This is a genomic window from Pseudochryseolinea flava, from assembly GCF_003286915.1.
Classification (GTDB): Bacteria; Bacteroidota; Bacteroidia; order Cytophagales; family Cyclobacteriaceae; genus Ohtaekwangia; species Ohtaekwangia flava.
The window spans coordinates 402,638-416,649 of sequence record NZ_QMFY01000002.1 but is presented as its reverse complement, the minus strand read 5'-3'; the positions used below and the strand labels follow the sequence as shown (position 1 = coordinate 416,649).

Annotated in this window: 7 protein-coding genes; all 7 read left to right on the top strand. The window is 43.7% G+C overall.

The annotated features are described in order from the left end of the window. Positions 1-548 precede the first annotated feature (548 nt). The 7 genes from DQQ10_RS06975 (at position 549) to DQQ10_RS06945 (ending at position 13,888) form a co-directional block, all read left to right on the top strand. Positions 549-3,806, top strand: a complete 3,258-nt coding sequence (locus DQQ10_RS06975; protein WP_221409689.1) for a SusC/RagA family TonB-linked outer membrane protein — start codon at positions 549-551, stop codon at positions 3,804-3,806. A 50-nt stretch (positions 3,807-3,856) separates the two neighbouring features. Beyond that, positions 3,857-5,845 carry a RagB/SusD family nutrient uptake outer membrane protein gene (locus DQQ10_RS06970; RefSeq protein ID WP_112746251.1) on the top strand — a complete coding sequence of 663 codons (1,989 nt, stop codon included), beginning with the start codon at positions 3,857-3,859 and terminating at the stop codon, positions 5,843-5,845. 22 nt (positions 5,846-5,867) lie between these two features. Further along, positions 5,868-7,070, top strand: coding sequence for a DUF4959 domain-containing protein (locus tag DQQ10_RS06965; RefSeq protein ID WP_165823822.1), 1,203 nt, complete (start codon positions 5,868-5,870; stop codon positions 7,068-7,070). A 19-nt stretch (positions 7,071-7,089) separates the two neighbouring features. Beyond that, positions 7,090-8,379 (top strand): DUF4998 domain-containing protein, encoded by a 1,290-nt coding sequence (locus tag DQQ10_RS06960; RefSeq protein WP_112746096.1) that lies wholly within the window; start codon positions 7,090-7,092, stop codon positions 8,377-8,379. Between the two features lie 70 nt (positions 8,380-8,449). Next, positions 8,450-9,421, top strand: coding sequence for a glycoside hydrolase family 43 protein (locus tag DQQ10_RS06955; protein WP_112746250.1), 972 nt, complete (start codon positions 8,450-8,452; stop codon positions 9,419-9,421). Positions 9,422-9,451: 30 nt separating this feature from the next. Then, positions 9,452-12,019 carry an alpha-L-arabinofuranosidase C-terminal domain-containing protein gene (locus tag DQQ10_RS06950; RefSeq protein ID WP_245970312.1) on the top strand — a complete coding sequence of 856 codons (2,568 nt, stop codon included), beginning with the start codon at positions 9,452-9,454 and terminating at the stop codon, positions 12,017-12,019. Positions 12,020-12,055: 36 nt separating this feature from the next. Then, entirely contained in the window at positions 12,056-13,888 is a 1,833-nt protein-coding gene (locus DQQ10_RS06945; RefSeq protein WP_112746095.1) for an NPCBM/NEW2 domain-containing protein, read from the top strand. Positions 13,889-14,012: the final 124 nt, after the last annotated feature.

Genomic DNA, 14,012 nt, shown 5'->3' with positions numbered 1-14,012 from the left:
CCATACGATGTTGCTCGCTTATTCGGCTTGTTGATTCAACGCAAGCAACGGAATCGCTATACGCAGATAAGGGGGAAGCTGTCTCAATTGTGAGGCAGCTTCTTTTGTTTGTCGATACCCTCCTGAAGTGGTTAGAGCCATTCTCTTTAGTATAAAAAACATGAAAATCGTTGGCGGTCACAGCGGCTGTCATTGACCATTTCGCCCAAATTTAATTATACAATCGTTTGAAAAATAAGTGTGAAAGGTACATTTGAATTAAAATAAGTGTATATTGTACTGTTATTACAATTAAACCCAAATCCAAATCATGACAACGCTTACCCAACCTCGAGGCAGATTGCCATTCGTGCATTGCCATCCGATCACAGCCGAAAAACTTTCCAGTTAGCCCCGCAGGCTAAAAAAAATTAGAAAAACCTGCAAACGTTTGAGGTGTTGTGTCTGAAAAGACGCCTGGAATTGCTGTGTTCATACGCAAGCACAGATATCACAAAACCTAAAGTTTATTAATGAAAAGATTTTAACTACCTAACCCAAATCTCTCTATGAAAATTAAATACTGTTGGCCACGAAGGTGGTTTTCGCTCTCTCGCATCGATGCGCGGGCGATGATCATTTTCTTTTTAATGTTGATAACCGTTGTTGGTTATGCGCAGCAGAATTCTGGAAGAACAATTTCCGGAAAAGTGGTTGATGAGAATGGCTCAGGAATGCCAGGCGTAAGTATCTCGATCGCCGGCACGAGCACAGGAACGCAATCTGATGCTGATGGATCATATCAGCTTGTCGTGCCTGGAACCGAAACGGTACTCCACGTATCGTTTATCGGATATGTAACACAAGATATAACGGTGGGTGAGCGAACCTCGATCGATATCACGATGGCGCCTGACGTTACATCACTACAAGAAGTTGTTGTTGTCGGGTATGGCGTACAGCGTAAAGAATCTGTCGTAAGTGCGGTGAGCTCCGTCGATCCTCAGAAGCTTAAAAGTGCGACAGGAAATTTAACAAACTCTCTTGCGGGCCGAGTTTCTGGGATGATCGCGTATCAAACCAGTGGCGAACCCGGACTAGGTACAGACAACGCAGCCTTCTACATCAGAGGCTTATCAACTTTCGGAAGCGGTAAATCTGATCCCCTCATCCTTATCGATAACGTTGAGTCGACGCCAACAGATTTAGCGCGTCTTCAAACGGATGACATCGCCAGTTTTTCTGTGCTAAAAGATGCGTCAGCTGCGGCCGTGTATGGATCACGTGGTGCTAACGGTGTGATTATCGTCATCACCAAATTAGGTGTACCCGGTAAAACGCGTTTCAACTTCCGCGCGGAAACCACCATGTCGAGCAATACAAGAAATTATAAACTCACCGACAATATATCTTATATGCGCGACGCAAACGAAGCTGCGCTCACGCGTAACTATGATAATGGTGTTCCATACAGTGAAAATAAAATTGCACACACGGCGGCTGGTGATGACCCTTATCTATATCCGAATAATAACTGGCTTGATCAGTTGATCAGAGACTATACGATAAACCAGCGCTACAACTTGAATATTTCAGGTGGTGACGAAAAATCTTCTTACTATATCGCGGGAACTTACAACGTTGATAACGGCATCTTGAAAGTAGATCCACTCAACGACTTCAATAGCAATATTAAACTGAAGAATTACGCGATCAGAAGTAATATCACGGTAGACTTTACAAAGACAACTGAGTTTATCTTGAGATTGTATGCGCAGTTTGATGACTATATCGGACCTGTTGGTGGCGGCGCGCGTACGTTCATCAATGCACTTTCCGCGAACCCAGTAATGTTTCCGGCTGTTTATCCAAAGTCAAAACTTCCGTTTGTAAACCATCCGCTCTTCGGTTCTGCGCCAACAGAACTAGCAACACCTGGACAAGGCGGTACGCTGTATATTAATCCATACGCAGAAATGGTTCGCGGCTATCAAACCTACAAGAAATCGAATGTTAATCCTCAAATAGAGATCAAACAAGATCTCGGATTCATTACACAAGGTTTGTCCGCAAGTGCCATGGGATATCTCCAGCGTTACATGTATTACTCGGTGGCGAGAGCATACGACCCGTTTTATTATGAGGCCGTTGTTAATCCGATCATTCCTTCAGAGTATGCTGTATCTGTATTAAATGGAGATGCCGACGACTTATACGCGCCAGGAACGGAATACCTAAGTTACTACGAATTTCCGAAAGAGGTAACGTCGAAAATGTATGTGCAGGGCTCGTTGAACTATACACGCGCATTTAACAAGCACGAGTTTGGTGGACTTTTGACAGGTTTCGTTTCAAGCTTCGAGTCAGGTAACTCAGGAACGGTAACAGCATCATTACCACAACGCAACACGGTGCTTGCAGGTCGCGCTACGTATGGATACGACAGCAGATACTTGGTCGAATTCAATTTTGGATATAATGGTTCAGAGCGTTTTGCGAAAAACAACCGCTATGGATTTTTTCCTTCGGTAGGTGTAGCCTATAATATTTCGAAAGAACAATTCTTCCAACCAATTACGTCAGTTGTTAGTGATTTAAAACTTCGGTTTAGTTACGGCTTAGTGGGGAATGATCAGATTGGTAATATTAACGATCGCTTCTTTTATCTCTCCAACGTGAACGCAAACGCCGATGGGTTTGGTGCGCGTTTTGGTGATCAGATGGGAACGCCACTGTATTTTAGACCAGGTTATGATTTTATTCGCTATGGGAATAATAATGTTGCGTGGGAAGTTTCAAAGCAGACCAACATAGGTCTAGACTTCTCTTTGTTCAACAACGAGTTATCGTTCATCGTCAACGCGTTTAAAACAGAACGATCGAATATGTATCTGCCAAACCCTAATGTCGAATCGGCACAGGGGTTGACCACTTCACCTGCTGCCAATTATGGTTCCGGCGAAACACGCGGTGTAGACATCAGCATGATGTACAACAAACAGATTTCAGATTTTAATATCACACTATCGGGAACGTTCACCTATTCAACGAACAAAATTCTCAAGACAGCTGAACTGCAGTATGGCCCTGAGCTTGCACACTTGACACGCCGTGGACATAATTTCAGTCAACAGTGGGGATACATTGCAGAAAGACTTTTTATTGACGATGAAGAAGTTGAAAACTCGCCAGTACAAATTTTTGATCCGAATCAAACCGTTCGCGCAGGAGACATCAAGTATCGCGATATAACCGGTGACGGACGGATCACACCTGACGATATGGTGCCTATCGGACATCCAACGATTCCGGAAATTATTTATGGTATTGGCCCTTCCATTACTTACAAACGTTTTGATTTCGGTTTCATGTTTCAAGGATCAGCGCGAAGATCTTTCTTTATCGATCCAATCAAAACAGCGCCCTTTATAGAGTTCGCCGGATTCAACGACCGAGGCGATATGATTGCCGGACGTGGTCTGCAAAGTGGAGAGCTCCAAGTTATTCATGACGACCACTGGTCTGAAGATAATCGCGACCCATATGCGTTCTGGCCAAGACTTAGTGATCAGATCGAGTGGAATAATGTTCAGCCATCAACATGGTGGTTGAGAAATGGAAGCTTTATTCGTTTGAAGACAGTAACGATCGGTTATTCATTTCCATCAATCGAGAAGTTGGCAAATCTTAAGCCACGCGTGTACTTCTCAGCGAACAATCTTTTTGCGATCAGCAAGTTCGACATGTGGGATGTTGAAATGGGCGGAAATGGTTTAGGCTATCCGCTGCAACGCGTGTACATGCTTGGTGTTCAAATAGATCTTTAATGAATGATGTACCCATTGATGATGTGTCATCAAACAAAAAAATAATTGATATGAAAAAAATAGACGTAAATATTAAGACGCAGCAGACCAATGCAACGCGGCCGTTTCGGCTCGGCATTTGGCTGTTGACGATAGGATTAACGTTCAGCGTGATGTCATGTGATAATTATCTCGATGTTGTGCCCGACGATATCACAACGATCGACCACGCTTTCTCGCTGGCAAACGAAACGGAGAAATATCTTTTTACATGCTATTCATACCTTCCTAAGAATGGCGATGGCTGGTACAACGTTGGCATGATGGCTGGCGACGAAATATGGCTACCAAACAGTGCTACGTTCTTAAACAATAATTTTGCTTTCGCGCTTGCACAAGGTGGTCAAAGCAGCAATGCCCCGTTGTTAGACGCTTGGACAGGTTGGAACAATGGCGCGTTAGGAGGATACGCGAAGAGACTTTTCGCAGGTATTCGAGCATGCAATATTTTTATAGAGAACGTAAGCGACTTAAATAAGGTACCTGACTTAGACCTTGATACACGTGTACGATGGCTTGGTGAAGTAGCGTTCTTGAAAGCGTATTATCACTTTCACCTTTTTAGAATGTATGGACCCATTCCCATCATTGATAAAAATGTGCCTATCGATGCTGATGTCACCTCAAATTATGTTGTACGCCAACCTGTAGATTCATGCGTGAACTACATGTCGAGATTGTTTGATGATGCGATTTCAAAATTGCCAAATCAAGTTCAAATCGCATCGCAAGAAATGGGACGCGTTACAAAGCCCATTGCGCTGGCGATGAAAGCAAAACTATTGGTGACAGCGGCGAGCCCACTTTTCAATGGCAATCCTGACTTCGCCGATTTTGTTGATAAGGGTGGCGTCAATCTTTTTAATTCGAGTTACGACGCAACGAAATGGCAGCGCGCACGTGATGCTTGTAAAGCTGCGATAGATCTGGCAGAGCAACTTGGTCACGAATTACATCGCTATGAGGATGATCAATTTACCATTTCAAATACGGCGAAGACGCAGCTCAGTATTAGACAGGCCGTTTCTCAACCTTGGAATGACGAAATTATTTGGGGGAATACAAACAGTCAGTTCGAATGGTATAACCAGAACTTATGTCAAGCTGTGTTGACAGGCGATAAAGGCAAGAACAGACTTAACGTGCCGGGCGCTTGGGAGGTTCCCATAAAAATCGCCAAACTTTTTTACACGGCTAATGGCGTTCCGATTGAAGAAGATAAAACACTCGACTTTGCTAGCTACGAGGATCTTCGAACAGCAACTACAGCTGAGCGTCTAAACATTAAAGAAGGCTACGTCACAGCGAGATTAAACTTCGATCGTGAGAATCGTTTCTATGCCGACCTTGGTTTCGACGGCGGAATATGGTACAAGCGCGATGCGGCGAATGACGAGACTAAATATTATGCGCAAACAAAGTTCACTGATCCAGGTGGAATACCTTCGAACTCGGCATGGAACGAGACAGGCTACTATCCGAAAAAGCTTGTGAATTGGGAGATGCAATTCATTGATGACACTGGCGTGACCTTTAAAGCTTATCCTTGGCCGGAAATTCGTCTTGCAGATTTGTATTTGCTATATGCAGAAACGCTGAATGAAACATCACCGGCGTCTACAGAAGCTATTGAATATCTTGATAAAATCAGAGAGCGTGCAGGTTTGGCGGGTGTTGTTGAGTCATGGACAAACTTCTCAACGGATGCAGATAAGTACACCACGCAAGAAGGGTTGCGCGAAATTATTCATCGCGAACGCACGATTGAACTCGCGTTCGAAGGCCATCGCTTTTGGGATCTTCGCCGATGGAGAAAGGCTGCCGAAGAACTAAACAAAGATATCACAGGCTGGAATTACAGAGGTACGACGAGCGCTACGTATCATCGAGAGACACACATCTTTAGTCAAACGTTTGTAACACCGCGTGATTACTTGTGGCCAATAGGAATTGCCAATACGCGCCAAAATCCAAGGCTAGTAGAAAATCCAGGATGGTAACAACAACTAATTAATGATGACAATGAAGAAATTCAATTTGATATATGCAGGGGCGATCGCATTGATCTTTCTGCTCTATTCTTGTTCGGAAGAACTTGGCTATCGTGAACCTTCGGGTGCGTCGCAAGGTGCACCACTACCGATAAAAGAGGCTACTGTGAAAAATTATAATGGAAAAGCAACCATCCACTACGAGGTGCCCGCTGACCCAACCTTACTGTATGTAAAAGCAGTATACATGGTTGCTGGACGTGAAGTAGATGTTAAAGCGTCGTATTATGTTGACTCGCTTGTAGTGGAGGGTTTCGCCGATGAAAATGAACATGAAGTGAAGTTGTTTACGGTGAACAGACAAGAAGTAGCGTCTGAACCGGTCACGGTAATTGTTAAACCACTCGAAGCGCCGATTTGGCAAGTGTTGGAAAGTATTGAGATCCGTAATGCATTCGGCGGCTACAAGCTTTCTGCAGTGAACAAAACAAAATCATCTGTTGGTGTTTTGATTCTTGAGAAAAATGTTCAAAAAGAATGGGAGGTTAACAATGACCTCAGCGTGTTCACCTCTACAGATTCTATTTTCTCACAAGTAGCGGGGATGGACACGATCAAACGTGAATATGCGATTACGGTGAGAGATCGATGGGGCAATTTAACGGACACGATCTACCGCGATGTCACACCGATTTATGAAACGGAAATTGAACGCTCTCGCTTCAGTAGCTATCCGCTTCCCGGCGACGCGCCAATGGTATCGAACGGTGGTGTCGTTCATGGTATGTGGGATAACAGATATGGTTGGCCAGTGATGTTCACAACGCTCGATGCAAACATTTCCAAAAATCCTTCAGTTGTTACGGTAGACATGGGTAAAGAAGCGAAGGTGAGTAAAGTTTGGATAAGACCGTTTCAAGAAATATCCGGATTGTTCTTCGACTACACTACTTTGAGGTTTTTTGAATTGTGGGGATCGACATCACCGAATCCTAACGGAGAACTTGACGCTACCTGGACAAAGTTAGGCAGCTACGAGATGAAGAAACCTTCCGGTAGCCCAGGCCTCACAGAAACACCTTCTGATGTTGAAGCAGCTAAGAATGGATTCTTCTTTGAAGCTAACCTCGATGCTCCCAAGATTCGATTCCTTCGAATTAAGTGTTTGAAAAACTGGTCAGGCTTCGGTTCTCAGAGTGTGGATGAACTGAGAGTGTTTGGAGATCCTAGATAACACCCAAAAGAAAATCATTATGAATAAAATATTATTGAAGCGTAAAATGAAAGGAGCCGGTGTACTTGCTTTTATCGGCTGCGTCGCGCTACTGGTATCTTGCTCCGATTGGGACGAGTTCAAAAAATATACAAAGGATGGTGAGATTGTCTATCCCGGTAAGTTCGACTCGGTTGCTATCTTTCCAGGCAAAGAGCGTGTGCGTGTATGGGGTACGTTGACGGCTGATCCAAAAATTAAAACAGCAAAGATATTTTGGGATAACAATAAGGACTCTGCGGAGTTTGAAATTGATGGCGGCGGAACTGGATACATCTTCGACGAAATTGTCGATATCGGTGAAGGCGTTAAGAGCTTTGTGTTGCATACATACGATGCTAATGGAAATAAGTCTGTAGGAGCATCAGCCATTGGTGTGTCATACGGCGATCGGTATCGCAATACGCTTTCAAACAGACGAATCAAATCAATTGCGTACGATGACGCTGCGACGACCATCATTTGGGATATCATTGATGTGAAGCTTGGTCCAGAAGCAATGGAAGTTCACTACGAAACACCCAATGGTGACACCATCGTAAGAACACCCGCTAATGCGGCTACAACGGTTTTACCGAAGCTTGATTATGCTAATGATGGATTTTTATGGAAGACAATTTATCGTCCGTTGGCGGGAAACAACGGGTTGGTTCCGATCGATACTTTCAGCACACCTTTTACAACACGTGATGTTCCTGTTTTTGTAGAAAAGGAACTTGATCGGTCTAACTTTAAAGAAGCATTTTACACGGGCGATACATTCGGCAACGGTGGGGCTGGTGGTATTGATGCCATGTGGGATGGTCAAGCTCAGAACTCTTATGGCGGTGCTAACTTTACCGATATTGGCACAGGCGGCTCGTCACCACAAATGATAACGTTCGACCTTGGTATGAATGTAGACGTCACGCAAATCAAGATTTATCCATTCTTGGAGTGGTGGGGATCTTATTATGTTTTCTCTACCATTAGAGATTACGAAATCTACGGAGCAAGCAATCCAAGCAGCAATGGAGCCTTAGATGAAAGTTGGACGCTGTTGGCTTCTGGAACATTTGCAAAGCCATCAGGTCAAGCGAAAGACCAAGAGAGTGACGCTGATAAAGATTTAGCGAAAGCCGGATTTGTCGTAAATGTCGATCCAGATGCTCCGAAAGTTAAATACATTCGTATTCGCTGTTTGAAGAACTATGAAGCACATTGGAATAATGCAAGTCAAGGTTTTTTCAGTATAGCAGAAATAAAAGTGTCTGGCATGCTTCCGCAATAAATGTTTGGGAAGGGGGGCCTGCCTTGGCGGGCTTCCCTAATTTTTAATGATGATTTTAGAGAGAGGAAAAATGAAGACTTGTATAATCGTTCTATTGGTATTGACATCATGCCTAAGTAGGGCTGAAGCGCAACATCGCTCTGAAAAGTTCGCAGCGTATTTGTTTACTTACTTTACAAGTAACGGCGAAGGTGGAGAACAAATACGTTTTGCCCTTAGTAAAGACGGTTTGAATTACAAAGCACTCAATCAGAATGACCCTATTTTTTTGTCAAAGGACATCAGCAGTACAGGCGGCGTACGTGATCCTCACATCCTACGGAGCAACGATGGTAAGTTGTTTTACATGGTTGCAACGGACATGTATGTTGCGAAGAATGGCTGGGGGCCAAATCATGCCATGGTGTTGATGAAGTCATCGGATCTTATTCATTGGTCGTCGGCTGTCGTCAACATTCCTAAAACCTTTCCTGAGTTTGCTGAGGTGAACCGGGTTTGGGCGCCGCAGACTATTTATGATCGCGAGACAAAAAAGTATATGATGTATTGGTCGATGCGATTTGGAGAGGGACCTGATAAAATTTACTATGCTTATGTTAACGATGATTTTACAGCGTTAACAACGACACCAAAACAGCTTTTCTTTCACCCTAATGAAATGGCTTGTATCGATGGTGACATTGTGTTTCTTGACAATCAATATCACCTGTTCTTTAAAACAGAAGGTGGCGAAGCGGGAATAAAAAAAGCCACCTCTAAAAAAGTGAACGAAGGATTTGTGATGCTTGATCAATATCTCGATCAAACCACTGAATCTGTTGAAGGCGCGGGGCTGTTCAAATTGAATAATTCAAGCACGTGGATACTGATGTACGATGTGTACAGAAAAGGTAAGTACCAGTTTACAAAAAGTAATGATCTCTTGAATTTTTCTGTTGTCGACAACGAAGTCTCAATGGACTTCCATCCGCGACATGGAACGGTCATGCCACTTACCCAGAAAGAGTATGATCGGCTTGTTGCAAAATGGAGCAAGCAATAGACACATTCATCACATCTACTATCATCGTTCATGAATAAAATCGTAATACTTTTTTGCGCCGTTTTTCTTACAGAATTAGTCAATGCAGCGCCTAGTGCACCAGACTCCGTTTTCCTGTTTTCATATACGTCAGGAGCGCATAACCACTCCGTTGGATTGCAGTTTGCATGGAGCCAAAACGGTGAAGATTGGCATCTTATCGGCAATGACTTTGGTTTTGTTAGATCTGACTATGGGCGGTGGGGTTCAGAAAAGAAAATGTATGATCCATTTTTATACCGCGATCGTCAGGCGGTATGGCGTTGTTTTTGGACGCTAAATGATCATGATAATGTATTTGCTCAAGCGTCGTCGAATGATCTTATTCAATGGGGAAGACAGTACTATCCGGAAACTACACTCGGTAAAACGGTCACGGTTCTTGCTGTTCGTAGAGAGACGAATAATCAGTATGCGATTGATTATAAGGATAGCGCAGGGGAATATTTCGTTGCGTCAACTTCAGATTTTAAAACTTATAATTTTAAGAAATCTCCAATCGTGGCCGATTCACGCAAGGAAGTCAGCATTAACGGCGCTGTGCTTCGTGGACAAATTCATCGCGTTGCATGGTCTGAAGTCAATGCATTATTACAGCATGTTGAAATCGTACAGGCCAGACATAAATTATACCGTGAAAATTCATCGATGTATGGAACGCTTTTTCCAGATCTTAAAACCGTGACGGGTTCAATATCACTTGAGCCGAATCGACGAAAGGAAATCAGTGACTTGCTAGTTGGCGTGTTTTTCGAAGATATTAACTACGCAGCCGACGGTGGTCTTTATGCTGAACTTATTCAGAATCGTGACTTTGAATATTCATTGTCGGATAGGGAAGGGCGTGACAAGAGTTGGAATGCAATGCACTCATGGTCATCGACAGGTGGTGTAAATGTAATCATTGATACAACCCATTATATACACATCAATAATAAACATCATGCGTTGGTTAACGTTGGTTCGGCAGGTGCGTTGCGAAATACTGGTTTCGACGGCATTGTTCTTAGAAAAGGACAGACCTACGAGTTTTCATGTTTTTCAAAATTAATGAACGGAAAAGTTGTTCAAGCAAATGTAAAATTAGTGCGACCAAATGGCGAAGTATTGGCTACGCAGAAACTTTCGGTATCAACTGTAAAATGGAAACAGCAGTCGTTGGTTTTGAAAGCTACTGCTGATGAAGACAAGGCATCGTTTGAAATTGAATTCACAACGCCAGGGGTAGTCGCACTTGACATGATTTCTGTTTTTCCACAAAATACATTTAAGGGTAGGAAAAATGGACTTCGTGCAGATCTTGCAAATGTCATCGCAGACCTGCATCCACGCTTTATCAGGTTTCCGGGTGGTTGTGTGGCGCACGGTGATGGTGTTCATAATATTTATCATTGGAAAAATACCATTGGACCGTTAGAAGCTAGAAAGCCTCAACGTAATCTTTGGGGATATCATCAAACAGCGGGACTTGGTTATTTGGAATATTTTCAATTCTGTGAAGATGTAGGCGCGGAGCCTGTTCCTGTTGTCGCTGCTGGAGTTCCCTGTCAAAATTCTGTCGGCGGTCAACAAGGTGGAATACCCGAAAGCGAGATGGACTCATACGTTCAAGACATACTTGACTTGATCGAATTTGCCAATGGTGATGGTAAGACAACCTGGGGAAAGAAACGTATAGCATTAGGACATCCGAAGCCTTTCAATCTAAAATACATTGGTATTGGCAATGAGGATTTGATTACGGACGTGTTCGAGGCGCGGTTCGTAAAAATTCACGAAGCGGTTAAAAGAAAATATCCGGACATCACCGTCATTGGAACAGTCGGGCCCTTTTATCAAGGAACCGATTACGTGGAAGGATGGAAGCTCGCGGACCAGTTGCGTTTAGAGATGGTAGATGAGCACTACTACGAAAGCCCAGGGTGGTTTATCTATAATCAAGATTTTTATGATCGTTATGACCGATCGAAATCAAAAGTATATCTAGGCGAATATGCATCACATCTGCCTGGACGACCTAACAATTTGGAAACAGCGTTGTCGGAGGCAATTTATCTTACGGCACTGGAGCGCAATGGTGATGTTGTTACCATGGCATCCTATGCACCACTGCTCGCAAAGGAAGGACATACGCAATGGAATCCGGACATGATTTATTTTAATAATCAAAGTGTGACCACAACGCCTGGATATGAAGTGCAGAGAATGTTCAGCGTGCATGGCGGTAATGAATACATATCTTCCAATACGGTTATTGATCATCGCGATAATGCTGTGATGAAGAGAATTGGTACATCGGTGGTGTATGATCGAAAGACGGGAGACGTAATTATTAAAGTGGTGAACCTTCTTCCTGTTCAATGCGATTTAAAAATCAATTTAAACGAGCTTCTCATGGGAGAAGTGCCGGCGAAACTAATTACGCTAACAGGAGAACCTGGGGAAAAGAATCTGAGGCCACAGGAAAAAGATATCAGGCTGTCACGTGATCGCGTTTACGCTTTTCCTCCGTACTCTCTTTCGGTTATCCGATACCGAACATCTGTGGTAAACAAATGAAAAAGCACACGTGCATACGTTTAAAGAAATTGTGATATGACAAAATATATTTGGAAGGCAGTATTGGTGGGGGTGATTGTATTGCATCATGTGGATACGATTGGGCAAAAGAAATCTACAGATTTTCATCAATGGGCAGCGACACCTCCGATGGGCTGGAATAGTTGGGATTGTTACGGTCCGACAGTTGTTGAATCAGAAGTAAAGGCGAATGCTGACTACATGGCAAAGCATCTGAAATCGTCGGGTTGGGAATATGTTGTCGTTGATATTCGTTGGTACGTCGCGAACGATAAAGCGCACGGTTACAATCAAACGGATCCACAATATTCAATCGATGAGTATGGAAGATTCATCCCGGCTGTCAATCGTTTCCCATCTTCTGCGAATGGTAAAGGATTTAAACCGTTGGCGGACTACATTCATAGTCTAGGTTTGAAATTTGGTATTCACATCATGCGCGGTATACCGACAATTGCTGTTGATAGAAAGCTTCCGATTAAGGGCACGTCCGTTACTGCGAATGATATTTATTCTAAAGCAGATCAATGCACGTGGCTTCGCGACATGTATACAATTGTTCCTGGAAAAATCGGATCGCAAGAATATTACAATTCGATCTTTGAGTTGTATGCATCATGGGGGTTGGATTTCGTAAAAGTAGATGATCTTTCATCGCCCATTTATTTCGCCGAGGAAGTAGAAATGATACGACGTGCGATTGATAGGACTGGTCGTAAAATAGTACTCAGTACTTCGCCAGGAGAAACGCCGATTGCGCATGCTTCTCATGTACAGCAGCATGCAAACATGTGGCGCACAGTAGGAGATTTTTGGGATAGTTGGCGACAATTGAAAGAGCATTTCGAGGTGTTCAGTCGCTGGAATAAATTCCGAGTATCTGGTGCTTACCCCGATGGCGACATGCTTCCAATGGGAAGACTTTCCATTCGTGGGGAACGTGGTGATGATCGGATGACAGCGTTTTCTCAAGATGAACAGTATACAATGATGACGCTCTGGTCGATTTTCAAATCGCCGTTGATGTTCGGGGGTGACCTTCCGAGCAACGACGCTTTCACCAACGCGTTACTTACCAATAAAGATGTGTTAGATGTTCTTAAATACAGTGTGAACAATCGGGAACTCATTCGAAACCAAGACTACGCGATCTGGGTAGCTGACGATCCGAAAACAGGAGACAAATATCTCGCGGTGTTTAATACGATGGATCAAGTCGAGGTTATCGAGGGGAAGGCTCTTTTCGTTACACCGAAAATCGATCGGAACACGAAAGGTCAGGGACTGAGGATTGATGTCGACTTGATGGGTGCCAGAAAATTATATTTAGTTGTGACAGACGCGGGTGACAATATCGATTGGGATCATGCCGATTGGATAGCGCCGACGTTGTATAACGGGAAAGATTCCTTGGCGTTGACGACGCTTTCTTGGGTGAAAGCAACAGCAGGTTGGGCGAAACCCAAAGTCAATCGTGGTGTATCGGACGTTCCGTTGATTGTAAACGGAACACATTATGAGAATGGAATTGGGACGCACTCCAATTCAATTATCGAGTTTGATGTGCCCGCGGGATACACGCGCTTGAAAGCTTTCGTTGGCGTGGATAAGGCGGCGGCTGATCAAAATACGGGTGCTTCAATGAAGTTTGCCGTCTACACAGAAAATCCATCCGGACCGATGCCCCCAGTGTCGCGACCAATAGCCATACCGTTAAAATCGTTGGGGATCTCGAAGCCTGCAACAATCAAAGACCTGTGGTCCGGCAAGGAACTCGGCGTAATCACGCACGAATTTGCTCCCATCATCAATCAGCACGGTGCGGGGCTCTATCGAATTAAGCAATAGCAGATCGATGTAATGCGAATCAAATCGCCTCATAGGAAGAAGAAGCGCCTTTTAGTGTGAATAACAACAAGCTCTTTTCAAGGAATGAAAATTTTTTGCTTAATCTCTATAAAATCTATAGATA